This window comes from Oceanimonas sp. MB9 (assembly GCF_011319775.1).
Lineage (GTDB): Bacteria > Pseudomonadota > Gammaproteobacteria > Enterobacterales > Aeromonadaceae > Oceanimonas > Oceanimonas doudoroffii.
Genome location: NZ_VFBE01000009.1, coordinates 848,922 through 872,899, shown reverse-complemented (window position 1 = coordinate 872,899; position 23,978 = coordinate 848,922). Strand labels below are relative to the sequence as shown.

Annotated in this window: 22 protein-coding genes; 2 read left to right on the top strand and 20 right to left on the bottom strand. The window is 53.9% G+C overall.

What is annotated here, in order from left to right:
• Window positions 1-169 precede the first annotated feature (169 nt).
• Window positions 170-1,810 (bottom strand): BCCT family transporter, encoded by a 1,641-nt coding sequence (locus OJHNALOF_RS15400; RefSeq protein ID WP_165662557.1) that lies wholly within the window; start codon window positions 1,808-1,810, stop codon window positions 170-172.
• Between the two features lie 148 nt (window positions 1,811-1,958).
• Here OJHNALOF_RS15400 and OJHNALOF_RS15395 point away from each other — a divergent pair, with 148 nt between their 5' ends.
• Window positions 1,959-2,855, top strand: a complete 897-nt coding sequence (locus OJHNALOF_RS15395) for a LysR substrate-binding domain-containing protein (RefSeq protein ID WP_094199245.1) — start codon at window positions 1,959-1,961, stop codon at window positions 2,853-2,855.
• A gap of 29 nt (window positions 2,856-2,884) precedes the next feature.
• Here OJHNALOF_RS15395 and OJHNALOF_RS15390 read toward each other — a convergent pair whose 3' ends face one another.
• The 5 genes from OJHNALOF_RS15390 to OJHNALOF_RS15365 all read right to left on the bottom strand — a co-directional run bounded on the left by OJHNALOF_RS15390 (window position 2,885) and on the right by OJHNALOF_RS15365 (window position 6,021).
• Window positions 2,885-3,361 carry a DUF523 domain-containing protein gene (locus OJHNALOF_RS15390; RefSeq protein WP_165662556.1) on the bottom strand — a complete coding sequence of 159 codons (477 nt, stop codon included), beginning with the start codon at window positions 3,359-3,361 and terminating at the stop codon, window positions 2,885-2,887.
• A 38-nt stretch (window positions 3,362-3,399) separates the two neighbouring features.
• Entirely contained in the window at window positions 3,400-3,738 is a 339-nt protein-coding gene (locus tag OJHNALOF_RS15385; RefSeq protein ID WP_094199243.1) for a zinc ribbon domain-containing protein YjdM, read from the bottom strand.
• Window positions 3,739-3,899: 161 nt separating this feature from the next.
• Window positions 3,900-4,319 (bottom strand): hypothetical protein, encoded by a 420-nt coding sequence (locus tag OJHNALOF_RS15380; RefSeq protein WP_165662555.1) that lies wholly within the window; start codon window positions 4,317-4,319, stop codon window positions 3,900-3,902.
• Window positions 4,320-4,346: 27 nt separating this feature from the next.
• Window positions 4,347-4,700, bottom strand: a complete 354-nt coding sequence (locus tag OJHNALOF_RS15375) for a DoxX family protein (RefSeq protein ID WP_165662554.1) — start codon at window positions 4,698-4,700, stop codon at window positions 4,347-4,349.
• A gap of 271 nt (window positions 4,701-4,971) precedes the next feature.
• Window positions 4,972-6,021 carry an MBL fold metallo-hydrolase gene (locus OJHNALOF_RS15365; RefSeq protein ID WP_206063725.1) on the bottom strand — a complete coding sequence of 350 codons (1,050 nt, stop codon included), beginning with the start codon at window positions 6,019-6,021 and terminating at the stop codon, window positions 4,972-4,974.
• 156 nt (window positions 6,022-6,177) lie between these two features.
• Here OJHNALOF_RS15365 and OJHNALOF_RS15360 point away from each other — a divergent pair, with 156 nt between their 5' ends.
• A complete protein-coding gene (locus OJHNALOF_RS15360) occupies window positions 6,178-6,789 on the top strand; it encodes a TetR/AcrR family transcriptional regulator (RefSeq protein WP_165662552.1) in 612 nt (203 codons plus the stop codon).
• 47 nt (window positions 6,790-6,836) lie between these two features.
• Here the strand turns inward: OJHNALOF_RS15360 and OJHNALOF_RS15355 are convergent, their stop codons facing one another.
• The 14 genes from OJHNALOF_RS15355 to OJHNALOF_RS15290 form a co-directional block, all read right to left on the bottom strand.
• Window positions 6,837-7,169, bottom strand: a complete 333-nt coding sequence (locus OJHNALOF_RS15355) for a hypothetical protein (RefSeq protein WP_165662551.1) — start codon at window positions 7,167-7,169, stop codon at window positions 6,837-6,839.
• A 131-nt stretch (window positions 7,170-7,300) separates the two neighbouring features.
• Window positions 7,301-8,481 (bottom strand): IS3 family transposase gene (locus OJHNALOF_RS15350; protein ID WP_370462334.1). Its coding sequence is split into 2 segments (ribosomal slippage): window positions 7,301-8,185 and window positions 8,188-8,481, totalling 1,179 coding nucleotides; the frame shifts between segments, so codons are not numbered across the junction.
• 104 nt (window positions 8,482-8,585) lie between these two features.
• Window positions 8,586-9,467: a hypothetical protein gene (locus OJHNALOF_RS15345; protein WP_165662549.1), complete on the bottom strand. Its 882-nt coding sequence runs from the start codon at window positions 9,465-9,467 to the stop codon at window positions 8,586-8,588.
• Between the two features lie 94 nt (window positions 9,468-9,561).
• On the bottom strand, window positions 9,562-9,981 hold the full coding sequence (locus OJHNALOF_RS15340) for a GIY-YIG nuclease family protein (protein WP_165662548.1): 420 nt from the start codon (window positions 9,979-9,981) through the stop codon (window positions 9,562-9,564).
• A 92-nt stretch (window positions 9,982-10,073) separates the two neighbouring features.
• Window positions 10,074-10,553 carry a hypothetical protein gene (locus OJHNALOF_RS15335; RefSeq protein WP_165662547.1) on the bottom strand — a complete coding sequence of 160 codons (480 nt, stop codon included), beginning with the start codon at window positions 10,551-10,553 and terminating at the stop codon, window positions 10,074-10,076.
• A 114-nt stretch (window positions 10,554-10,667) separates the two neighbouring features.
• Window positions 10,668-11,414: a DUF4062 domain-containing protein gene (locus tag OJHNALOF_RS15330; protein WP_165662546.1), complete on the bottom strand. Its 747-nt coding sequence runs from the start codon at window positions 11,412-11,414 to the stop codon at window positions 10,668-10,670.
• Between the two features lie 163 nt (window positions 11,415-11,577).
• Complete coding sequence (locus OJHNALOF_RS15325; protein ID WP_165662545.1) at window positions 11,578-12,192, bottom strand: hypothetical protein; 615 nt, start codon at window positions 12,190-12,192, stop codon at window positions 11,578-11,580.
• Between the two features lie 103 nt (window positions 12,193-12,295).
• The gene (locus OJHNALOF_RS15320) at window positions 12,296-13,087 is read right to left on the bottom strand and encodes an HNH endonuclease (protein WP_165662544.1); all 792 of its coding nucleotides are present in this window, start codon (window positions 13,085-13,087) and stop codon (window positions 12,296-12,298) included.
• A gap of 26 nt (window positions 13,088-13,113) precedes the next feature.
• Complete coding sequence (locus OJHNALOF_RS15315; RefSeq protein WP_165662543.1) at window positions 13,114-14,016, bottom strand: HNH endonuclease; 903 nt, start codon at window positions 14,014-14,016, stop codon at window positions 13,114-13,116.
• An 88-nt stretch (window positions 14,017-14,104) separates the two neighbouring features.
• On the bottom strand, window positions 14,105-15,643 hold the full coding sequence (locus OJHNALOF_RS15310) for an RNA-directed DNA polymerase (RefSeq protein WP_165662542.1): 1,539 nt from the start codon (window positions 15,641-15,643) through the stop codon (window positions 14,105-14,107).
• An 808-nt stretch (window positions 15,644-16,451) separates the two neighbouring features.
• A complete protein-coding gene (gene mukB, locus OJHNALOF_RS15305; protein ID WP_165662541.1) occupies window positions 16,452-20,867 on the bottom strand; it encodes a chromosome partition protein MukB in 4,416 nt (1,471 codons plus the stop codon).
• A complete protein-coding gene (mukE, locus tag OJHNALOF_RS15300) occupies window positions 20,864-21,556 on the bottom strand; it encodes a chromosome partition protein MukE (RefSeq protein ID WP_165662540.1) in 693 nt (230 codons plus the stop codon). The genes mukB and mukE overlap by 4 nt, the downstream gene beginning before the upstream one ends.
• Window positions 21,537-22,862, bottom strand: coding sequence for a chromosome partition protein MukF (gene mukF, locus OJHNALOF_RS15295; protein ID WP_165662539.1), 1,326 nt, complete (start codon window positions 22,860-22,862; stop codon window positions 21,537-21,539). The genes mukE and mukF overlap by 20 nt, the downstream gene beginning before the upstream one ends.
• Before the next feature lie 294 nt (window positions 22,863-23,156).
• The gene (locus tag OJHNALOF_RS15290; protein WP_165662538.1) at window positions 23,157-23,927 is read right to left on the bottom strand and encodes a methyltransferase domain-containing protein; all 771 of its coding nucleotides are present in this window, start codon (window positions 23,925-23,927) and stop codon (window positions 23,157-23,159) included.
• Between the last annotated feature and the right edge of the window lie 51 nt (window positions 23,928-23,978).

Here is a 23,978-nt window from a genome sequence, read left to right as displayed (position 1 = left end):
ACAATACTTAAACAAACATGGCCAAGAAGGTATTGCCGTCATTGAGACTGACGACAGAAACAGGGCGTGTTTCCCTCGGTTTGCAGCATAAAAAAATCCCCCGCCACGGGCGGAGGATGTTAATCGTGCATGGGCTCGCCAAACGGCGCGGCAATCGCCCTGGCCGGTGCTACACGCGAGGCTCGCTGCGCAGGCCCTGCACCACGGAGTAACCGGAGGTGAGCACCACCAGCATAAAGGGCACACCAGTGATCAGTACCGCCGCCTGCAGGGCCGTGAGGCCACCGCCCAGCAACAATGCGATGGCAATGGCTGCCTCCACCATCACCCAGAAAATGCGCTGGGTGCGCGGCGATGACACCTTGCCGCCCGAGGTGATGGAGTCGATCACCAGAGAGCCGGAGTCCGATGAGGTAATAAAGAACACCATCACCAGCACGATGCCCACCAGTGACGTAATCGAGGCCAGGGGCAGCTCCTTGAGCATGGCAAACAGCTGCAGCTCCAGTGCCGCATTGTTGGCGCCTTCGTAGCCCTGAGACAGCTGCCAGAGCGCAGTTTCACCAAAGGTGCTCATCCAGATCACCGACACCAGGGTCGGCACCAGCAGCACCGCAATCAGAAACTCGCGCACGGTGCGTCCACGAGAGACCCGCGCAATAAACATGCCCACAAAGGGTGACCAGCTGATCCACCAGGCCCAGTAAAAGGCGGTCCAGCCATGAATAAAGGCGTCATCTTCACGGCCAAAGGGGTTGGCCAGCACCGGCAATTCCTGAAGGTAGTTCATCAGGTTGTCGGCGGCACCGGTCACAATCAGCAGTGTTGGCCCCATGACCAGCACAAACAGCATCAGCACAATGGCCAGCATCATGTTGACCTGAGACACCCGGCGCACCCCTTTCTCAACCCCGGCAATCACCGACACCAGGGTCACTGCGGTAATACCCAGAACCAGCAACACCATAGTAGTGCTGGTGTTGGGCACACCAAAGAGGGCATTCAACCCGGCCGAGGCCTGAGAGGCGCCCAGCCCCAGGGACGTGGCCAAACCGAACAGGGTGGCAAACACCGCCAGCACGTCAACCACATGGCCCGGCCAGCCCCATACCCGTTCACCCAATACCGGGTAAAACACCGAGCGCATGGTCAGCGGCAAGCCCTTGTTGAAGGAAAACAGCGCCAGGGCCAGGGCGATAATGGCGTAGGTGGCCCAGGGGTGCATGCCCCAGTGAAAGATGGTGGCGGCCATGCCCAGGGCTTTGGCGTCTTCATCTGTGCTCAACTGCTGACCCAGCGGGCCCGTAGTGCCGGAGCGTAGATCGTTGAAGTAGGTCAGCGGCTCGGACACGCAGTAAAACATCAGCCCCACCCCCATGCCGGCGGCAAACAGCATGGCAAACCAACCGGGATAGCTGAAATCGGGCGTGGCCTTGGTGCCGCCCAGCCGCACTCTGCCAAGGGGCGAGAAGATCAAGGCAATGGCCAGCACCACAAATACATTGGTGGAGAGCATAAAGGCCCAGCTCAGGTTGCTGGTGAGGTAACTGCGAATGCCGCCGAAAAATGGCCCCATCACATCGGGCAGTGCCAGGGTAATGGTGACAAAGGCCAGGATTACCAGCGACGACCAGGCAAACACCTGGCTGTGCAGGTCGACCTTTAATCCCCAGAAGCCGGAAGTAATGTTGTCCTGGCCAATGGTATAATCGGTGTTGATAAGATTGGAATGCCCGTCGGGCGATGGAATGCTCTCGGCAGCAGCATCGGATGTGCGGCTCGCTTGTGGTTGATAATAGGTGTCGTTCATGATGTACCTGTCGGCTGAATGCGTTCAGTTGTTCGAAGGCGGGAGAAGTGGAAAACCCCTGACTTGTGTTAAAACGGGCATTCTGACCAAACCACATCCATCAAGGAAACGAAGAGTCCTGATACATCCATCACGAAACGTAATAGCCATGCCCGCAACCTATCGCCCCCTCGACCTGGTATTGTTGAACACCTTTGTTACCGTGGCCGACAAGGGCGGCTTTACCGCCGCCGCCAGCCATCTGCATTTGGCGCAATCAACCGTCAGTGCCCACATCAAACGCCTGGAAAGCGTGCTTGAACGCCCCCTGCTGCAGCGCCAGCATCAACTCACCGTGCCCACCGTTGTGGGCGAACGCTTGCTGGTGCATGCCCGACAAATGCTGCGCCAGAACTCCCTGGCCTGGCAGGACATACTGCAACAACGCCTGGCCGGCGTGGTGCGCCTGGGGGTGCCGGAAGACTACCTGGGTTACCTGCCCGAGGCGCTGAGCGAGTTTGAAAGCCGCTTTCCCGACGTGGAGCTGGAAGTGCATTGCGGCCTGAGTGTGGACTTGATCCAGCAAATAAAAACTGATGCCCTGGATCTGGCCATTACCACGCGCCAACCCCGCAGCCCCGGCGGCGAGGTGCTGCGCCGGGAGCCCATGGTGTGGGTGGGTGGTGCCGGTCACAACACGCGCCGCCGCTCACCCCTGCCCCTGGCGGTGACCCAGCGCGGCGTGTGCATTTTTCGCGAACACACCCTGGCCAGCCTGGATGCCGCCGCCATTGACTGGCGCATCGCCTATACCAGCACCACCCTGTCGGGGCTGTCGGCCGCGGTGAAGTCGGGATTGGCCATTACCGCCCTGACCCCGTCCATGCTGGAGCCGGGCATGCGCCAGCTTGGGGTGGAAGAAGGCTTGCCGGCGCTGCCCATGGTAGAGCTGGCCCTGCACCGCAGCCCGCGGCGAACCAACGAGGCCGTGGAGCAACTGGCCCTGCAACTGCGCACCCATATGGAAAAGCTCAGTCCCAGGCGCCGCTCATCGCGGGAGCAGTAACCCGATAACCAGCCGGAGTATTGATGGCGTTAGCGCCCGGCCTTGAGCACGGCGATGTTGTGCTGGCTGACCACCACAATGCCATGGCGGCGCAGCAAGGCGGCGGTCACGCCCTGCCCGGCGACTTTCTCACCGCTGAAGTGGCCGTTATAAATGATGTTGCTGCCACAGGAAGGGCTGGCTTCCGCCAGAATGGCATGGCCAATGTCGTGCTGGCGACAAAACGCCAGGGTTTGCTCGGCGCCACGCACAAAGGCGTTGGTTTGATCGGCACCGGTGTTGTCCACGATGCGGGCGGAGCCCAAGAGCACATCGGCCCCCTCGCCGCCGGCAATTTCGGCGGGCGCCCTGGGTGTGGGCAAGCCGCCCGCCACCTCAGGGCACAGGGTTTTAATGGCGAAATGCCGTTGCAGCCAGGCCAGATCATCGGGCTGCAACCCCAGGCTTTTGCCGTTGTAGCGCACCGGTGCGCCCATTAAACAGGCGCTGACAAGGATCTTTTTCATAGAAAAACGGGCCACCTTTTCAGGCAGCCCGGCAGGGCTTAGGCCTTTTTCACAAAGGCGGCGGTCACCATCATCTCGCCGGCGCCGTCTACCTTGCAGTCCAGCTCGTGATCCTTGCCGTCGACAATGCGGCGGATCACCGCCTTGGTGCCAATTTTAATCACCATGGAGCTGCCCTTTACCTTGAGATCCTTGGCCACGGTGATTTTGTCGCCTTCCTGCAGCAACGTGCCGTTGGCATCCTTGGCGGTGAGGGGCGCATCTTCGGCGGCCACCTCTGCCGGATTCCACTCATGACCACACTCGGGGCAAATAAGCTGCTGCTGATCCTGGTATACGTATTCGGAGTTGCACTGGGGGCAAGGAGGTAAAGACATGACTTGCTTCTTCTTCAAAATAATTTGGCGAATATGTTAACGGCAATTCCCCGACTTTTCGAGTGGATTAATCGGGGCTTGAGGCGAAGGCACAAAGAACGCGAACAATCACCCCAAAAATGCCGTTTTTTCGAGCAAAAAATCAATCAGGTCCCGGCCGTTTATGAAGGCGTTTCCTTGCAGGTGGCGATGTGCCTGCTGGCAAGGTGCTGACACAGCCTTGCCAGATCTTCGCTTTCAAAGCGGTTGGAAATAAATTCGCTGGGAATTAAGCCTTCATCCCAGCGTGACGCCAGCAACAGAACGCTATTGCCCTCGTCATGCTCCCGCTCCAGTCTGATGATGACCCGCGTGCTGTGCAGGCTGGAATCCCGCGTGATCTTGGCGCAGGAGGCAAAATGCGCACCGTTGAGCTCGCAGTGATAGCCGTTGCCGGCCAGATGTTCCCTTGCCAGCTCAAACACCCTGGCGGAGTGATAACCCTCCGCCTGATTGGGGTGCAGATATTGCACCCGATCGCTGGCGACATTGGTGCAGCCGGCGAACAGGCCGCAGGAGAGTAACAGCAATGCCTTGTGCATGAAGCGTACCTCGTGGCTGAAAAGAAGTTATCTGCGCTGCAACAGGGCAAAGAGGTCGTTGCGACCCAACCAGGCCCGCAGGATGGCCAGCACCAGAATCACCGTGGCCACCACCAGGGTGCCCCACTCTGCATGGATCACATGGGTGGTAACGGCACCGATCATCACCAGCACCATGCTGGCCGCGGCCAGCGCGGCAACACGGCCAATCAGCAGGCCAATGCCGCCGGCCACCTCAACCACGCCGGTGAAATACATAAACCAGGACGGATAGCCCCAACGCGCGAACGCCGCCACTTCAAACTCAAGACCGGCCAGCTTGGCACCGCCCGACGCCAGAAAAACCAGGGCCAACAGGGCGCTCAACGGTTTGATTTTCATGATGGATTCCTTCCGTGTCTCACTCGAAGCCTTAGCTTAACCGATTTGTTCCCAAGTTTACTGATGAGGTGACGAGCAGTTCCCCGCAGTGGTTATCTGCAAGAGCGGGTCGATATGGTGATCAGGTGGTCTGTGTCATAAAGCCTGGCCACGCATTTCAGCGCAGGTGAACAAGGTGGTGTAAATGTCCACGTCGTCCGCCGTTACCGGTGTAAGCAGCAGTCGTTCCGTTTCGATCATCAGCCCGTCCTTCTTATGTGGCGCCGGCATATTAACGAACCTCGGCGCGCGCCTCACCCTCATTGGCCAGTTCGGTTGCCACGTCGGTCTGCCACCAAAACCCGGTCACCTGCGGATTGTGCACCCTGACCGCGGCGCCGATCATCGGCGTGACCACGCGCACATTGCGGTCCCACCCGGCCGCCGTGGCCCGCTCCAGCGGCTCAAACCAGTCGTGCAACGCCAGATCAAAAGTGCTGTTGTGAATGGGCAGCATCACCTCGCCACGCAAGTCGATATGCGCCTGCACACTTTGCTCGGGCAGCATGTGAATGCTGCTCCAGAGTTGGTTGTAGGCGCCGGTTTCGATCAGGGTGAGATCGAACGGACCAAGGCGCTCGCCAATGTCGCGAAAGCCGTCGAAATAGCCGCTGTCACCGCTGAAAAAGAGATTGGCTGCTTGCCCCGCAATGGCCCAGCCGGCCCACAGGGTGTGATCCTTGTCTCTCAGGCCTCGGCCGGAAAAATGCTGCGCCGGGGTGGCGGTAAAGGTAATGCTCCCCAGGGAATGAGACTGCCACCAGTCCAGCTCTATGATTTTGTCATCATCAACGCCCCAGCGGCGCAGGTGGTTGCCCACTCTCAGCGGCACCAGAAAGTGCGCGACCTTGTCATTCAGGGCAAGAATGCTGGCCTTGTCCAGATGGTCGTAATGGTCATGGCTGATCACCACGGCCGCAATGGGCGGCAAGGCCGAGAGCTCAAGGGGCAGCGGATGAAAACGTTTGGGGCCCATCCACTGCACCGGCGAGGCGCGCTCGCTGAACACCGGATCGGTCAATATGGTTTGCCCGTCCAGCTGAATAAGCACGCTGGAATGCCCCAGCCGGTATACCCTGGCCTCGGGCGACGGCTCGGCCAGCTCCGCGGCGGGAATATTGCGCAGCGGCAAGGTGGCCGTTGGCCGGGGCGCCACCCGCTCGGTGCGCCAGTACATTTTGGCCACCTCCCACAGGCTGCTGTTTTCGGCACTGCGGCTCATGCCCGCGTTGTAGAACTTCTGTTGCTCCGTTGAGCAGCCCTTTAACAGACTAACGGCCATAACGACTCCCCCTGCCATGATCAACCAGCGTGACTTCATATTCAAACACAAAAGTAAACTACACGGTGTAGTTTATTAAGTGAGTGAGAAAAAGTAAACTCACTAGTGTAAAATCGTGACTTCGGTGATGAACCACCCTGAACAACCGAGTGTGAAATGAACGAGAAAAAGCCAACACGAAGCGAACTCAAGCGCCGGGCCATTCTGCAGGCGGCCCAGCGAGCGTTTCAGGAGAAAGGCGTGCACAACACCAGCATGGACGAGCTGGCGGCACTGGCGGAAGTCTCCAAGCGCACCGTGTATAACCACTTCGCCAGCAAAGAAGCGCTGATCATGGCGCTGATGACCGAGCTTTGGCAGCAGGCCACGCTGTGTGCGGGGGAAGAATATGACGCCGCAGCCGAGCTGCAGCCCCAGCTCAGCAAGCTGCTCGAGTCGGAAATTGGGGCCATTTGCAGCCGTGAATATATCGAGCTGAACCGCGTGGCGTTTGAGCATTTCTTTCATCAGCCGGAGGCAATACGCCAGCAGGTAGAAAAGCTGTCGGCCAACGAAACCGGCATTGCCCGCTGGTTAAAGGCCGCATCGGCAGACGGGCGACTGCGCGAGCTGGACCGCAACATTGCCGGCCAGCAGCTTCAAAACCTGATCAAGGGCAACTGTTTCTGGCCCCAGCTGCTGCAGGTGGCGCCCCTGCTTGATGCCCGTGAACGCCATGAACTGGCCGAGCGCACCGCGGCGCTGTTTCTGAGCCACTATCAGGCTTGATGGCACAGCATAGTGATGCAGAGTCACCAAAGCGCCTTGGCTACGGTTTAAGCCTGTAGGCGCTCTTGCCATTTTCCATCATTTTCAATCTTGCATTTTTCTTCGGTATCAAAGCTAACATGTCGTCGTATATCTTTGATATCTATGTTGATTGATGCGAGTTTCTTTTTGATGAGAGATCGCATGCCGTCCAGGTTTGCCTTGGCTAAATGTGCATTTGTGTCGTAAACACAAACCACGGAGAGCGACCCGGGGAAAGAGTTATAGTTCACGAAATGTGTTAACCACATGAATCCCTCAGATTCATCTTGCGCCACCTCACACGCCTCGGTCAATGCAACCCTGATGGCATTGTCTATCTTCTTATCTGTCTTTCTCATCCCAATATTCTCTAAAAGTGCTTAACGCTCTGCTAATAAGTGAGCCAAAGGCAGGCGGGCGAATTGCTCCGCAATTGGCATGACTGCTTTGGCGAATGATCTTCCCCCGATAAATCGGACACGCTCTTCAACTACACCACCAGGGCTTCATACTCGACTGGGCTCATATAATTTAGACTTGAGTGCAGTCGAAATCGATTATAAAAATGCTGGATGTATCCGGCCAGTTTATCTCGCAGGTGCATCTCACCATAAAAGCGGTTTTCTTTGATTAACTCACCCTTCAGGGTATGGAAAAACGATTCCATCTCCGCGTTGTCAGTACACATACCGGGCCGATTTGTACTGGCTCTGATCCCGTGTCGTTTTAGCAACCGCTGTAACTCATGAGCACGATACTCAACTCCACGATCCGTATGGAAGATCAGTCCTGGCTCCGGCCGGCGGTTTCTCAGCGCCATCTGCAGAGATGCTTGCGTAAGAGATACCGTTTTACGCTTACCCAGTGACCATCCCACGACACGTCGAGAATACAGGTCGATGACAGCGGCAAGGTACAGCCAGCGAGAACCGACTCGGATGTAGGTCAGATCGGCTGCCCAATGTTGATTGGGAGCAGTCGGCTTTGGCAGGTCTTTACGTAGGTTTACCGATTTTTGATAAAAATGGTGCAGACCAGCCACCTTGCGATAAACTCGGGCGACGCGCGCTTTCAACCCGGCTTCCCGCATCAGTCGTGCAACACGCTTTCTGCCAACATGGATGCCTTCTCGCTTCAGGGCTTGATGCACCCTCGGGCTTCCATAAGTTTCTCTGCTGGCAGTGAAAACCCGTTTTATTTGCTCTATCAGCTCCGCATTGGCCTGGTCACGCTGGCTCGTTTTACATTGCAGCCAAGCATAAAAGCCACTGGCAGACACCTTCAGAAAGCGACACAAACAACGTACACCATAGTGAGCACGGTGCTGAGCTACGAACCGGAACCGCGCTTGCGTTCCTCCGCGAGAAACCGTTGCCACTTTTTTAGCAGGTCATTTTCCTCCTTCAGCTCAGCGACCCGCTTTTCCAGCTTTCGGATCCGTTCGTTTTCGCTCAGGACCTTCGGCTTACTCTCAGCTTTCCTGCGTTTGTCAGCCACGATCTTTCCTTCTCGATACTCTTTACGCCATCGTGACAACATGAAGGGATGAATGTCCAGAGACTCCGCCACTCCCTTCACACTTGCTCCGCTTAGGTGCGTCAGCCTAACAGCTCTGACCTTGAATTCATTCGTGTATTGCCGAGTCTTCTTCTGGTTCTTGTACGCTGGCATTTCTCACCTCGTCTTCGTTTGACTGAGGTGTCCACTAAAACGGGGAAACTACAGAATCTTAATTCAGCAGCTTGTTATGTTTGCTATCTAACAACTACCTTTCGCTAAAACTCATTAGTGAACTCATGAAAATTAGGGATATTTTCACTTAAATGCATAAATAAATCGCTATACAGATCAACAAGAAAATGCATTGAATGGATAAATTTAGCATAATTTTCGTAGTTAGGAGAACGACCATTCAATAGCTCAACCGTTGCTCCATTAGCTTCAATTTGAAAATCTTTTCCAGACTTGTTAACCATGACATTGTGTATTGTATTTCTGAAGTTAAACAAAAACGCCACTAGCTCTTTTGCCTTATCTCGTTTTTTTTCATCCTTTAAATTAACAAACTCTATCTTAGATAAGACGAAGTCAATTTTTTCTCTTGACGATACATATGAATTTGTTTTAGTAAAAATTTCATTTTTTATCTTCTCTAACGCTTCACTATCGTTAGCATTATAAGATTCAATGTATTTTTCAAGTTGTGATTCCAATTTTTTCATTTTGGAATTTTTGCTTTTATAGCTACTTTTTATTATGTCATACGATTTGCATACCCAAAATTCGAAAACAGAAAATGCACTAACAATAAAACGAGTTATAGCCATGTGATTTTGATTGTCTGTTTGCCAGACATAAATATCCTGTAAATCTTTGTGGACTAGCTCATGATCGTAGTTAGAATTATTTATTTCTAAATAATCAAAGTATTTGTTGTTATCAGTGCATTTACGTATTAATAAACCTATTTCATCTCTACCACTTATATTAGTGAACTCATCATTCAATATGTAAATTAATGGCATATTAATTTCATCGTTGAAGTCAGAAAAGAAAGTGCTTTTAGATGTGTATTTACAGAACTCAGCCCAATATAGGCATCGAGATTTCAAGCTAATTAAAGCTTGTAGCCTATCAAAATTATTGGCATCTAACATGCTAACTCCGAGCGAAAAAACATAACGTTAAAAGTAAGGGGCGCGCCGCTTGAGGCGCGTCCAGCGACCAGTGGGAGCGACCTTGACCGCCTTGTTAGGCACTTTTACCCTCGGGAGCGATTCCATACTTAGGAAATAGAACACTTGTGAAAAACCCTTCAAGTGCCCCCCTGTTGCGGTACTCGTCTTCGAAGACCCATTGGATGGAGCAGTTTTGTCTAAGGAACTCCTTGGCAGCCTCCATGCTTGCAGCCTCACCTGATTCAACCATGTATTTTTTAAGCCTAGCGGTAGAGGCATTTCCCATTAGGTGGTTTGTATATAGCCGACGTGCAAGCGTAGAGGCCCGGCCAACGTAGTAGGGTCTGTTTTTACCAGCTACCTGTGCCGATATTAGATATACCCCCCCTTTTTTTGGAAGCTGGCTTTCAGTGAGATTCAAATACGGAACAGGATTTGCGCTCAGCAGCTCATCGAGTTTGGATTTCAGGATTTGTATGCGATCTGTGTACATAGTTCCGCCTAACGTTTGGTTAAGGGGCCGGCTTTAGCCGGCCCCGAGTGAGCTAAACAAACGACTTGAACCATTTGTTCGGCTGCAAATACCTAGTTACTAGGCTTAATAATGAATTTCCCGTTTAGTTCAATTACTTCTGGCGCGGAGCGAAGCGCCGCTTGCACTAAACTGCGCTCTGATGGCGCAAGCTTTGGATCTTTGAGCTTTTCCTGAAGTTCGGCAGTCGCAGTTGCAATTGCGAATGCTGAGTCACCATCTCCTGTTGCAGCAGCATTTTTCCACGTGGCGTATGCGGCAGGAAATTTTCCAACTGTGAAATATTCAATGCCTTTCTGCAGAGGAGTGCCAGACAGCAAATCCTCAGCAATAGATGGGTCGTTTGGGCTGGTTTTTAATGAGATGCGGATCAACGCTCTTTTGATGCCCTTTAGATCATCTGACATGCTGCTAAGACGAGATTCATTTTGCCAAGACGTCTTTACAGCATAACCCCACCCGGCAAGCAGGCCTCCAGCTATAGCAACAAGAAACCAGACTGCCACACTCTTTATTACTGTATTGGAAAGCATGCGATCTCCTGTGTTTGCTGCCTAACGCCGCGTTAACGGGCCGGAAAACTGCGTAGCAGTTTGGAGATCCGAGCCCGCAGGGCTGAAGTTGAACGCTTTGTTATGCATTTGAGGCTACAGGAACTCTCGAAGAGATTGCCGAATTTCATCTTCGTTCTTTTTGGGAAAGATCCATCCTTCTAAAGATCGGTTCCACTTACCACCTAGTTGCCTTAACTCTTCCTTTATACGCTGGGTGCTTCCTTTTACTAAAAAAGACTTCACCTGTCCGTTTTTTTCATAGTCTTCGAAGTATATTTCTTCGCTGACTACGGTTTTGTTTTTTACCGGCTGCGAGACAACGTGATCTACTTGCTCAGATTTTTCACCACTTATTTCAAGAGAAATATGCCTATTAACCAAATCCTTTAGTTCGATCAAGTCATTGTATTCGAAGAACAAACATCTTCCCTGCATTTTCTTCTTAAATTCTCTAAGAAGAACCAGCTGGTCGATATCTGTATTGGAGGGCATGTCTTTATTTGAAAAATACAGCATAACTGTTTTCCCAGCAGACAAGAACTCTTCAATTTCTTCTACAGTTCCACTGGCATATTCACCTGTAGGGGAGCCAAGTCGCGTCCAGAACACTCCGATTAGGATGTCGCATTTTTTAACGAGCTGCTCATTAATTAGCTCTTGCGCTCTACCAGCCCCCGGTTTTGCATGAGTTTCCCATCTTACAGGCAAAAGGACTTTTCCATGGGACTCTGAATGAATACAGTTCCAGTCATTAATGGTATTACTAATTTGGTTCCTTTCTTTTTCAACATCACCAGGACTAGCAATGAGAATCCGATGAACTTGCGCGTTGTATGTCAAGATTCACTCTCCAATCAGTTTCAACTTTAAATTCGGATTATGCATAACGCCGCGTTAAGTAGTGAGCAACTCTACCACAAAACTTAACCAGACCACCGTAAACACGAAACCCAACGATGGAATGAAAAACGCCAAGCGTTGGGAATCTGTCTTAAACGCTTTGTTATGCATTTTCAATCACATACCACAACTGCTGGCCAAGATTGCATGCCTCGAAAGTAACTGGGATTTTACCATCGTTTGTCACCTTAGCTTCGTACTTACGTCTTAGTAAGCCAAGATTAGCCAGTTCTTCGGGATGGTCACCATCAAAAGCAAAAGCATACCCTTTTCCATTGCTGTAATCTCTTGGCAAATACCAAACATCTAAGGTGCTTTTCAGAGTGGGACTAAAACGCTCGATTGTATATACCAGACGCTCGAAAGTATCTAGACAGTAACGCCTTTCAACAAGACCAATAACTGCCTGCGCTATCCATTTCGACTTATCTACATTGCTAACTCTTTCTAGGATGAATACTAGATCACTACTAATCTTTTGAAGCTGCTTTCTATTTTCGATTCCAACATCGATTTCAACGATATGGCTGCTTTTCAACTTGACAAGGAAAGCCTCTAATTTCTTGGCAAACAAGTAGTTCGTTACATCTCCTTTGAGTTGCAATACTTTTACGGCATTCCCCAGCAACGGAATATCCTTAAGCAAACCATTTTCAAGTAGAGAATCAAATATCAGTTCACCGTTACCTACAGCCAAATCTACTACTTTTTCTTTCATCTAAACTCCAAGAAAATGCATAACGCTTTGCTAAGCGAAAAATAATAATTGGCTATAATCGCGAAGCGATGGCCAACTGTTATTTTTCCGTTTAAGCAACTTGTTAGGCATAATTAGCTGCGTAGATTGACTTTAGTTTCTCTACTGACATAGCAGGCTTCTCTGTATGAATCATTGCATGGCAATTAGGGCAAAGAGGAACTAAATCAGTCTCAGGATTTATAATATGTTCACCATTACTATGTGCTAAATCAACTCGATGATGCACATGGATATAGTTACGCCCAATATTTCCGTACACATCTTCGAAATTAATTTTACATACTTCACACCTACAGCCGAAGTGATTGATACATTTATCTCGGGCAGATCTGTCACGCTCAATTGCTGTAGATGTAACGGAATATCTTTTCCCTTCAAAGTAGACAATATCAGAAGATTTTTTTGTGCCTTGGCACTTAACTAATGTCCATCTGACACTTTCTCCTTCAGCTACCTTTCCTTCAGACGCTTGCCATAACTTGTCGGGATCAATGTTTGTGAGCGCGGCTTGCCTTTGGTGTGAATAACCGAGAATAGAATTATTCGGATCAAATAGATACGGCCCAGTTATAGTAAAAACGCATTCTCGTTTTTTATTTGCGGTAACTATGACTTGATCGCCAATCTCTACTTCTGAAAAAAGATTCCAAAGACTTGGCCCTGCCATATTGGCATTTTCAACATCAGGCTGAATACTTTTCAACTTAGCTGCAATTTCACTACTATTTTTAGGCGCCAAGTCTCTTATGTCGCCTATATTTGACCAACCGATCGCAATTCGCCCAATATCAATCATTTTTGATAGAGCTTTTTGAGATTCTTCATGGTGCGCTACCAATCTCCAGACTTGCATCAATTTTCCTTATGCCTAACATTATATTATACGTATTTTTTGAGCAGCTTTGCTTTTAGAATTTCAGGTTTCATTGCTGGCTTAGTGCGATGAAGCATACGGTGACAATTTGAACAAACCACACAAACGTCATTTAATGTACTGATGTAGTTCTCATCTTTTTCGTGTAGAGGGTTCTTATGATGGCACTCGATAAAACCAGCGCCTAATTCTTTTCCATACACTGACTCGAAATCAAAATCACAAACCTGGCATATAAAACCAAACTCGGCTTTTGCGTCTTTTACTAACTTAGAATTACGCTTGAAATACGAAGCTTCACGTACCTGCCGTTCGCCCTCAGCATACTCCAGCTCTGGTGAGTTCTCTCGAATTTCATAGTCACCTAAATCATCGATTACATATGATTTTTGTAAAAGATGACTGACATAGCCTCCTGAACCACCAAAGTGTTCAAGTCGATCGCTTTTCACACGATAAACATTTCCTGACGGTCGAAAGTTAGGCATATATTGAACATCTTTCTTGAACTGGGTCCAAGTCAGTTCGATACGCTGAGTTTTGAAAAAGAACACGTAGGGGAAATGACTACTTCCCCACAAAAAGTTTGAAAGGTCTAAAAGCTGCTCTTTCCAAAAGCCTTTTACATGACAAAGAGCAGGCATTTCACCATCACCACCAGTGGTCTTAATTAAAAGCATGACATCGTCAACTTTAAGTTGACGAATAACACTCTTGGCGCCATCAGGAACTCCCCAGACGTTACACCAGCCATCGGGAAACTCAGCTAGAAGCTTATCTTCTATTTCTGCTTGTAGATGAGGTGGACAATGTTCGACGATGTCGGAAACAGCGACTTCACCAAAGACAGTTTTGGGAAAATCTGCATTAGCTCCTTTTAAGCCAACATCATGGAAAAATAACTGCATAACACTTCCTCTGAACTAATACGTATAACGCCGCGCTCTGCGGCAAATTTGGAGCGCAGCGGAAAATTTGTCCGACAGCAGCGCTTTGTTAGATGCTTTTTGCCCACTTTGACAAAATATCTTCAAATGGACCATGGTAGGCATGCCTATTAATAAAATATTTTTTCTCGTCTTTTGGTAAAGCAGAGGCACAGTATATAAATGCCATTTTTTGCCAAGGATCCATGTTGCCAAAAGATTCCTTATGTTCACGAAGCCAATCAAAAGCTTTATTTTGGTAGGCTGAAAGCATAATTTCTCTTCTAGCAAAGGAGTCTGACATACCGAAAACCTTTGCCAGATGAGAAAAATGATTGATAAATTCATTTCTTGAAAACAGGCTTAGTATTGAAAGCCTAAAAAATTCATTATTTTTAACTTCTTCGGCCTCTAACAGAAGCAACAACTTACCACCTATATCTTTCCATCGTTCCGGCTCAATACTTTGTATTGAGGATATGTAGAAACAGATATTCGCAAAACAAGGCCCTAAGGAGTCCAAATTTTCGAGTGATACATCTATGGCCCCAGGATGACCAACTTGAGCAAGCCTCCGATAGAACCACCTAAGTCGTATGTAATCGACGTCATCTTTACTCAAGTATTCTCGAATAATCTTGCCCACTATTTCCTGAGAAAACTGAGACCAATCGTCTGGAGAAATGGAATTATATGATATTCCTTGATAAGGGTTTCCTCCCGTGTATTTTCTTATAATCCCTAGCAATCGCGCCTCATCTCTATCAATAGGACGATCTTCGATCATGTCGCGGCAGAGCTCTCTAAATTCACCCGGAGAATATATTTTAGTTTTATGCCGTTGCAGCATTAGCCGCTGCTGACGGTCCAATACAGCGGCTACTGTAGCCAGAGTTGATTTGGCTTCTTTTTCAGAACTGCAAAAAATAAGAATGTCGTCTGCATATCGGATAAAATTAAACCCACTCGTATCCAAACTATTATCTACAGGTATGAGCGTTGCTTCTGCAATCAGATGTATTGGGTGTGGTCCTATTGGTACGCCTCTAGATACGCCAGCCGTAGTGGACTCCAATAGGGATATCACCCATTTAATCGCTTGATTCGGAAATCCAGACTCTATTAATTGATTCTCGACAGTATGGTGATAGATTTGATTGTAAAAATCGGCAATATCTAGATACAACACCACATTGGAAGAGCGGGAAAGGATATCAGCCTTTTTCCAAAAGTCATTCCATGCATTCTTATTACCATATAGACCATCATCGACTGTAGGCTTAAATCGATAACTAAAAACCTTATCATTGTTAAGTCTGCGGCTTTCAATTCCCTGTCCATACTGGTGAATTAATGCTGAAAGAAGTAGTGAGTCCTGTGGATGTAATTGTGTGGCTTGTCTATAAGATATTTCATCTTTAGGTACAATAAATCGTCGGCAAGACTTTGGCGGGAAGTCAGTAAGATTTTTATTCTCAACAGCTCCAATGAATTCTTCCGCTTTGCTTTTTATCGCACCGATTTCAACTATTTTCGGAAACAGATCGCCATCAGAGTGATCAGATACAAAGTTAATTGCCCATTCAATCGAATCCCTACTTAGGGTCATTTAGTACTCCTTGCATCTAACATTATAATAATGAGCATGCGCATATTTCTTCCAACACGCCCACTCACCTTTCACTCTTAACTTATTGATAAAATTGAAATTAATCTAACACGCAGCATCTTGGCGATGAGCAAAAACACGCATGCTCGTTATCAACGGCCGCTTGCGCACTATCTACGCTCCCCTGCCATAAGCCACTCAGATAACAGGCGTTTTTTACGCCCGCTTTGCTGTACACGCGCATAGGCGGGTGGATAGTGCGCATGAATCCCTCAAGCCCGGCAATACACTGTGCAAAACATCAGTGTTTTCTGCTGCCACGCTACCGCCCTGGTCTTGCGGGCGACCGGGCCACTGGACGTTGGCTGGAATGGAAGCGGTTATTGTGCCTGCCGAAAGAAAGAATTCAAATGGAACTTTTGCAGGATGGCGTTTTTGCGTGGCTTTTTGGATAAAAGGCGCCCTGTTGCACACTTGTGTGCAGAATGAGGTCGGTTTGGAGCCGTCTGTTCTGGATCCCCGCCTTCGCGGGGATGACAAAGGAAAGTTCGGGGATGACAAAAGGAAAGTTCGGGGGTGACAAAGGAAGGTTCGGGGTGACGAAAGTGAGACGCGGTTGATGACAGAAAGACGGGGTGAATGACGAAGATATGAAAACGCCCGCAATTGCGGGCGTTTTGGTTGGCTTGGTGTCGTTTGCTCTGGATCCCCGTCCCCGCCTTCGCGAGGATGACGTTCCTTCGCGGGGATGACAACAAGAAGACGCGCGGACGACAGAAAGAAAACGCGCTGAATAACGAAGGCGGTGTTACGCCGCCTCCCCCGCAAAGCCGCGCAGGCCCACTACATGCACATGCTCCTGGTTGCCGTGCACCTTGCGGATCAGCTTGTAGGTAGTGCCTTTTTCCGGGCTGATGTTTTCCGGGGCGGCAATCAGCAGCTGCATGTCCTGGCGCTCGCACAGCTCGAACAAAGTGGCAATGGAGCGGGCGTCGAGGCGCGCGGCCTCGTCGAGGAACAGCAACCGGCAAGGCAGCACATCGCGGCCGCGCAGGTGGCGGGCTTCTTCTTCCCAGCTTTGCAGCACCATCAGCAGAATGGCCTGGCCGGTGCCAATAGCCTCACCGGTAGAGAGGGCGCCGCTTTCGGCCCGCAGCCAGCCGTCGGCACCGCGCTGCACTTCAATGTCCAGCTCCAGGTAGTTGCGGTAGTCGAGCAGGGCCTGGCCCAGCACCTGCGGGCTGCGATCGCCCCGCTCCAGCTCGGGGTTCAGGCGCTGATACAGCTTGCCCATGGCCTCGGAGAAACTGAGCTCCTTGCTGCTGAACAAGTCCTGATGGCGGCCTTCCGGGTCGCTTAACGCATCCAGCAGGCGCTGGTAGGTGTCGCGAATGTTCACGTTCAGGCGCACGCCCGCCACCAGACCAAAGCGAATGTTCTGCAGGCCCTGGTTGAGCTGGCGAATGCGGGTCTGCTCCCGACGAATAATGGTGTTGATCTTGGCGGCTACTTCCACGGAAGACAGCGACAGCTGGCCTTCGCGCAGGGTGAGCTCGTCGGCCAGGCGCGCCAGCTCCACTTCCATTTCTTCCAGCGCTTCCACCGGATCGTCGGCGCGAATAATGTCGTGGCGAATGCGCGCCTTGAGGTGACGGAACACCAGAATGTAGAACTGCACCTTTTGCAGGGTGTTGCGGTTGCCCTCGGAAAGGCGCAGGGCATCACGCAGCTCTTCGTCGTGCTCCACCGCCACCCGCAGGGTACCCAGCGCCTTGTCGGACATGGAGCGCAGCTCGTCGGCATCGAGATAAGCCAGCTCCGGCCGCTTGAGCCGGCGCTCCACATCGTGCTCCCGTGCCAGCCGCTCCACCTTCGACCAGTTGGCCTTGTGGGCCACCAGCGCCTTGCGGGCGGCAAAATAGCCCTGACCGTCTTTGGACAGACGCTGACTGAGGGAGTCGATTTCGCGCTTGGTCACCTGGCGCTGGGCCTCGGTCTGGCTGCGCTTGTTGCGGGTCTGCACCAGCTCGTTTTCCACCTCGCGCTTGGCGTCCCGGGCCTTTTGCTCCATGTCGTCGGCAAGCGCAATGCCCAGGGCCGCCAGCTCCTCGCGGAACTCGCCCAGGGTGCGGTTGCGGGCATCGCGGCCGGTTACCAGGGCGGTGCGCGCCTGCAGGGCGTCGCTTACTCGGCCGGAAAGCTGCTCGGCACGCAGGCCGGCCTTGCGGCGGGCTTCTTCCGCCTGGGCCAGCTTGGCCTTGAGGCTGTCGTTCATGGCGGAGCTCTGGCTCAGCAGCTGCTCGGCATCGGCATAGGCCAGGTGCGGCAGCCGTGCCACCAGCTGGTTAAGCGCATAGGTGCGGGCCCGAGCTTCGGCCAGATCGCTTTCGGCCTGCTCGGTGGCGGCCTTCAGGGCGTCAAAACCGGCGGGATCCTGGCGCAGCACCTGCACCTGCTCGGCCAGCCGGCCCAGGCGCTGGCCGTGGGCGGCCATAAAGTTGCGGGCCTCGGTGAGTTTGTCGGCATCGGCCTTGGCGCTTTGCAGCCGTTCGGCCACGCCGTCGTCGGCCAGCAAAGACGCCAGCGGCAGCAGCTTGTGCAACAAACCCTGCTGCTCGCGCAGGCTGTCCACCTTGCTGGCCCACTGACTGCGCTGCTCGGCAAGCACCGCCCGCTCCTGCTCCAGCTCACTTTGTTGCTCGGCCAGCTCCGCCAGCAATTCTTCCGGGCTGGGGGCAAAGGCCTGTTGCAAGCCGTCACTGACAAAGTCGCTCAGCTGATGATAGAGCCGGCTGTGTTTTTGCTGGGCAAAAGCGGCCTCGGCATAACGGGCGCTCTCAGCTTCAAGCTCGTCGCGCAGCTTTTCCACCTGGGCCTCCCGGGCGGCGCGGCCAAACAGCGGCACGGCAGGAAAACGGGAATAGCGCAGCTGGCGCTCGCCGTTTTGCACATACACGGCCCCTTCTAGCTCGGTGGCCTGCAGCAGGTCTTCATCAAAGGCGTCGGGGTTGCCCTGAATGAGATACACGTCGGTTGGGCAGCTTTCCAGCGCCTGCAGTTTTTCCAGCGCGGCTTCCGGATCCGCCACCACAATGGCGTTGCGAGCCGGGCCGTACAGTGCCTCATAGTAAGGGGCGTCTTCCACCGCAATGTCGTCATACACCTCGCACAGCAAAGTGCCGCCCAGGTGCTCGCACAAAGACACCAGCTCGGGAGAGGCATCGCTGCCGCCGCTCAGCACACGAATGTGCTGCTCCAGGCGCTGTTTGGCGGCCAGCGCCTGCTGCTTGGTCTGCTCGGCCTGATGCTCATCGCGCAGGGCCTGCTGCATGGCGGTGGTGATTTCACTGCTGTCGGTGAGCGGCTTGTTCGCCAGCTCCCGCAACCGCTCCAGCGCCTGCTGGGCCTTGTGCCAGGCCGGGGCCTGAGCCTTCAATGCTTTAATGCGCGGCGCCAGCTGGCCTTCGGCGGACTGCAGCTGGCGCTGGGCCTCGGCACATTCGGCCAGCTGTTCTTCGGCCTCGGCCTTTTGCTCTTCCACTTCGGCCAGTTGCAGCTCAAGCTCGTCTTCGCTGTGCACGCGGCGGTTGTGGCGGGCAAGCTCCCCTTGCAACTCGCGCACCTTGTGCAGCCGGGCCTCGGCCTGCTCGGCGTCTTTCAGGCTGCGGCGAATGCCCTCTTCCCGGCCGAGCAGGCTCTGGTGTTCCCGGCCCTGCTCTATCAGCTGGGTGGCCTTGCCGTAGGCGGCGGCCCGATCCACCGGGCCGGCCACGGCTTCCAGCAGCGCCAGCGCCTGGTCATACTGAGCCCGGGCGGCTTCGGCCAGACTCAGCTGCTGGCGTTGCTCCAGCACGGTTTGGGTCAGTTCCTGCTCGCGTTGCTGATGACGCAGCTCTTGTTCTTTCGCCTGCTCGGGCTCAAGCCCGGGCAGCTCGCAGCGGGCGCGCACGTCTTCCAGCGCCTGGCGAGCCTGGCGATACTGAATAGCCCGGGTTTGTTGCGTGTCCAGCGCCTGCTGATAATCCGCCAGCTGGCTCTTCAGGCTGTCTACCTCGGCGTCGGCCTCGGTGCGGGCGTCCTGGGCCTGCTGATGTTCGTCCTGCAGCTCGGCCAGCATTTCTTCCTGAATGGCGAGCTTTTCTTCCAGCTCGTCCAGCTCCAGCTGATAGGCCTGAATTTTCTCATTAAGCTTGACCCCGCTCAGCACCTTGGCCAGATGCTCAGACGCAATATCCAGCTCGTCGGTCAGCATGCGCTCCTTGGCCTGCAGATGCTCGTATTCATCGGCCAGATAAATCAGCCGGGCCTTTTCTTCGGCCAGAATGCGGCGCTCTTCCGCCAGGGCCTTGCGGGCCGACAGGGCGAGATCCGACAGCCGCTGCTTTTCGGCGCTGTTGCGCACATAGTCGGCGGCGGCGTAATGGGTGGTTTCGGTGATCAGCTGGCGGAACAGATCCCGCTGGCGCTGGGTTTCGCGAATCGACTCAAGTGTCCGGCGGTTTTCAAAGATCGCCGCCTCCATGTCGGTAAAAGCCTTGCGAATGCCGGCGTTCTCCGGCAGCAGATAGTCTTTCAGGCTGCGGCTGATGGTGCTGGAAATACCACCGTAGAGCGAGGCTTCAATCAGGCGGTAGAACTTCACCCGGTCGCGCTGATCTTTCAGCTTGCGCGGGGTCACGCCCATGTCGAACAAAAAGTTGTGATACTCGCTCACCGTATTGAAACGGGCAAAGCGCAGGCCGGCATTCACGGCGGCGGCCTTCAGCTCGTTGAGCGAGCGCACCTGACCGCGGCCGTCTTGCAGGCGTTGCAGCAGCAGCTCGGTGGGCGCCGCGCCCTCGGCCACTCCCTGCAGGGCAAAGGGCACCATATTGACCTTGTTGTCGCGGTTGGCCACCTGCTCCAGGTGCACGCCAAACCATACCCGCTCCTGTTGTGAGGTGGTCACCTCAATCAGCGAGTAGCAGTGGCCCCGTTGCAGCTTGCCATACAGGCCCTTGTCGCGGCTGCCCGACTGGCTGCCCGCTTCGGTGGTGTTGCGAAAGTGCAGCAGGCTGAGATCGGGAATAAGCGCGGCAATAAAGGCCGCCATGGTGGTCGACTTGCCGGCGCCATTGCCACCGGACAGCGTGGTTACCAGCTGGTCCAGATCAAAGGTGCGGGCGAAAAAGCCGTTCCAGTTGACCATGGTCAGGGATTGAAACTTGCCTCGGGTCACACTCACTGCTCGTTCTCCTGCTCGTCCTGGTGTTCATTGGCGGTCATATCGGCATGGGTGCCGGCCACGGCTTCGCCTTCCCTGATCATGCGCAGCTGCAGCTCGCGGGGGTCTTCGTCGCTGCGCACGTCGGCGGCAAAGCGGAACACCGCTTCGGTAATACGGAATTTGTCCTGGCTGCCCACACTGCTCACCATGCCAATGCGCTTGAGCCGGCGAATGGCGCTTTTGAGCTTGTCGGCCAGCTTGCGCTTGTCGAGATCACTGCCGCCGGCGCGCTGGTTCACCATGCGCAACAGCGCCTGCTCGTTGGACAGGGTCAGAATCTCTTCCTGCAGATCGTCAACGGAGAACACCCCTTCGTTGATCAGCCGGTCCGGGCTCAGGTAGAGGTAGCACAGCACCTTGCCCACCAGCATTTCCAGCTCGGAGAGAATGGAGGTGCCCAGCTCACTGGTGGAGCGCGGTCGCAGGTAATAAAAGCCCTCGGGGGCGCGCACCAGTTCGGCCTGGTAGCGCTGATAAAAAGCGTCCAGCTCGGCGTAGTATTCCTGCAGCAGCGAATGCTGCTCCAGCTCGTCGGCGGTAATGTGCCGGCCCGCGCGCAGCTGGTTGTCGAGGGCGGGAAACAGCGGGTTGGCAATGGCCTGAACCAGTCTTGAGTCCAGGGCCTGTTCAGTATTGGTCGATAACATGTGCTTGTACCTTGGCCCCGTGGGCATTAATGGGTTGCCAGTCGGGCATGGGCGCGCCCGCAAGTTCGCCGTCGGCATGGCCGAGCTTGACCGCTTCGTCAATCAGCAGGCGCGCAATGTCAAAGTGCTGGTAATGAGGGTAATCGTTCAGGTAATCGCGCAGCACTCCGGCCAGATCCAGCGGCTTGCCGGCGGTGGAAAACACTTCAAGGTGCTGCCGAATGCGCCCAGAGAGCTCGGCGGCCACGTCGGTCATGTCCTGATATTCCAGCTCCACCGGCAGCTCGCCGGTCACTTCCTCGGCGTAGGCGGCCATGGTTTCATCGCGCAGCTCCAGCAGCGGCAGGGTCTGGCTCACCCGCAGCCGCCAGTTGTGGTGTTCAAAGTGGCGAATGGACTCGCGCAGCCGCTGGCTGAAGGCGCGGTTTTTGTCCATGTCGATGGCGGTGCGAATAAAGCGGTGCACGTGGCGGTCGTAACGGGACCAGAGCTCAATACACTGGCTGCCCCAGTGAATAATGGCGTCGAGCCGGGCCTGCAGCTGCTGGCACAATATCGCCACCTCGGCGCCGCGCGGGCTTTGCTGCAACTGCTCTTCAATATTGAGCAGGCTTTGTTGCAGGCCGTGACCGGCCTGGTCGAGGGTGTCTTGCAGTTCGCGCAGGGTCACACCGGTTTCCCGCAGCAGCTGTTCACAGGCATGAATGGCCTCGTGCCAGTTCTTGTTGAGCAGGGCGGCGATGTTGGCCTTGACCGCGTTTTGCTGCTCATCCATGGTGCGCTGGGTATCGTCGATGCGCGCCAGCTGCTCGGCCACGGAATATTTGAGCCGGCCTTCCACGTTCTGGGCCCAACCCTGCTCGTCGGGGTTGGCGGCAATGGCCTCGGCGACCTTGTCCAGCTCCTGGCCGATGTGCTCCAGCAACAGCGACAGCTTGATTTGGCTCACTTCCCGCTGGGCGGCAAAGAACTCCACAATGGCCAGCCCCAGCCGGGTCAGGCGATAAAGGCTTTCCCCCTCACCGCCGTCGCCCTGAAAGCGGCTCAGCAGGCGCTGGCGCACCAGATCGTTAATGGCGTTGTTGGCCCGGCTGACCTGAGTGTCGTCGGCCTGCTCAAAACCCTTGCTGACATAACCAAAGGCGTGGTGCAGCTCGGCCTCGGACAGCTGCGGCTGCTCACCGCCCCGACCAAAGATATGCGCCGCCAGCAAAAAGGCCAGCCGGTCGGGCGGCAGATTCAGCCCCAGGTTTTCCTCTCTGACCCAGCCGATCCAGTCCGGCAGGGTGCGGGACATTTCCGTCATGGTGTTGCTCTCTTCACTTTGAATGCCGCCCGGTCAGAGGCCCGGCGGCGCGTGTTTTTTGCTATTTGTCACTCCCGCGAAGGCGGGAGTCCATTCCGCAGATCCCGGCGTTGCCTTATTGTTGGGATTCGCTGCGCTCATCGCCAACCTACGGCAATAGTTTCGTCACTCCCGCGCAGGCGGGAGTCCATGCTGCAGGCCACTCCGGCTGTCAGTCCGGTGCAAAAAGCCCGCCCCCCGGCATCGTCCGCCCTGGATGCCCGCCTGCGCGGGCATGACGGCTTTTTGACGGCCTTATTCCCCCTTCCGCGCAAAGACATGCATATAACGCCCCAGGTGCATAAAGGGCTCGGTGCGGGAGTGGGCCAGCTCCATCTCAATCATTTCTTCCTCGGTGGGAAAGGGCCCGTGCACGTTCGACATGTAATCGTGAAATACCCGCACGCCACTGCGCCCGGTTATAACAAAGCCGAGCTCACTCAGCCAGCCGTCTACCTGAGCAGGCCGGCAGGGCCAGCCCGGCGTCAGTTTCTGGCGTCGTTTTCTGACCAGGTTGGCGTGCACGTAATCAAAGTTGCCTTTTACCAGGCTGTGGTAAAGCAGGCCGTCGCGGTTGTAATACATCAGCGACAGGTGGCCGTCGGGTTGTAGCAGCGCATTCAGGCCGGCCAGCAGGCTGGCCTGATCTTCCACCCACTCCAGCACGGCGTGGCACAACACAAGGTCAAATTGGCCGATATCGGCGACGGTTAACGACTGAATGGGGCCGTGAATAAAATCGAAGTGCGCACTCAGGCCTTTTTCGGCGATCTGCTCGCGCGCTTCATTCAGCATTTCCGCCGACAGATCACACAACACCACACGGTGGCCCTCGGCGGCCAGGCGCTGAGAGACGGGGCCAAAGCCGCCGCCGGCGTCCAGAATGCGCAACGGGCGCGATGAAACGGGCAGCCATTCGGCCAGATCCCGCGTCAGCACCCGCAGGCGAATTTGCCCCTTGGTGGTGCCATAGATATTGCGGGAAAAGGTGCGGCTTTTGCCGTCGAAGCTGGTGTTACGCGTCAAAACCGGTGTTTCTTGTGATAAAGAAGAAGGCTATTCTGGCACAACCGCTAC

What these genes read in the sequence shown, in the direction of transcription:
- OJHNALOF_RS15340 (WP_165662548.1), bottom strand. Translation starts at nt 9,981, where the DNA reads ATGTACACAGATCGCATACAAATCCTGAAATCCAAACTCGATGAGCTG.
- OJHNALOF_RS15390 (WP_165662556.1), bottom strand. Translation starts at nt 3,361, where the DNA reads ATGAAAAAGATCCTTGTCAGCGCCTGTTTAATGGGCGCACCGGTGCGC.
- OJHNALOF_RS15380 (WP_165662555.1), bottom strand. Translation starts at nt 4,319, where the DNA reads ATGCACAAGGCATTGCTGTTACTCTCCTGCGGCCTGTTCGCCGGCTGC.
- OJHNALOF_RS15335 (WP_165662547.1), bottom strand. Translation starts at nt 10,553, where the DNA reads ATGCTTTCCAATACAGTAATAAAGAGTGTGGCAGTCTGGTTTCTTGTT.
- OJHNALOF_RS15320 (WP_165662544.1), bottom strand. Translation starts at nt 13,087, where the DNA reads ATGCAAGTCTGGAGATTGGTAGCGCACCATGAAGAATCTCAAAAAGCT.
- OJHNALOF_RS15355 (WP_165662551.1), bottom strand. Translation starts at nt 7,169, where the DNA reads ATGAGAAAGACAGATAAGAAGATAGACAATGCCATCAGGGTTGCATTG.
- mukE (WP_165662540.1), bottom strand. Translation starts at nt 21,556, where the DNA reads ATGTTATCGACCAATACTGAACAGGCCCTGGACTCAAGACTGGTTCAG.
- OJHNALOF_RS15395 (WP_094199245.1), top strand. Translation starts at nt 1,959, where the DNA reads ATGCCCGCAACCTATCGCCCCCTCGACCTGGTATTGTTGAACACCTTT.
- OJHNALOF_RS15315 (WP_165662543.1), bottom strand. Translation starts at nt 14,016, where the DNA reads ATGCAGTTATTTTTCCATGATGTTGGCTTAAAAGGAGCTAATGCAGAT.
- OJHNALOF_RS15345 (WP_165662549.1), bottom strand. Translation starts at nt 9,467, where the DNA reads ATGTTAGATGCCAATAATTTTGATAGGCTACAAGCTTTAATTAGCTTG.
- mukF (WP_165662539.1), bottom strand. Translation starts at nt 22,862, where the DNA reads ATGACGGAAATGTCCCGCACCCTGCCGGACTGGATCGGCTGGGTCAGA.
- OJHNALOF_RS15310 (WP_165662542.1), bottom strand. Translation starts at nt 15,643, where the DNA reads ATGACCCTAAGTAGGGATTCGATTGAATGGGCAATTAACTTTGTATCT.
- OJHNALOF_RS15360 (WP_165662552.1), top strand. Translation starts at nt 6,178, where the DNA reads ATGAACGAGAAAAAGCCAACACGAAGCGAACTCAAGCGCCGGGCCATT.
- OJHNALOF_RS15325 (WP_165662545.1), bottom strand. Translation starts at nt 12,192, where the DNA reads ATGAAAGAAAAAGTAGTAGATTTGGCTGTAGGTAACGGTGAACTGATA.
- OJHNALOF_RS15400 (WP_165662557.1), bottom strand. Translation starts at nt 1,810, where the DNA reads ATGAACGACACCTATTATCAACCACAAGCGAGCCGCACATCCGATGCT.
- OJHNALOF_RS15385 (WP_094199243.1), bottom strand. Translation starts at nt 3,738, where the DNA reads ATGTCTTTACCTCCTTGCCCCCAGTGCAACTCCGAATACGTATACCAG.
- OJHNALOF_RS15375 (WP_165662554.1), bottom strand. Translation starts at nt 4,700, where the DNA reads ATGAAAATCAAACCGTTGAGCGCCCTGTTGGCCCTGGTTTTTCTGGCG.
- OJHNALOF_RS15365 (WP_206063725.1), bottom strand. Translation starts at nt 6,021, where the DNA reads ATGGCCGTTAGTCTGTTAAAGGGCTGCTCAACGGAGCAACAGAAGTTC.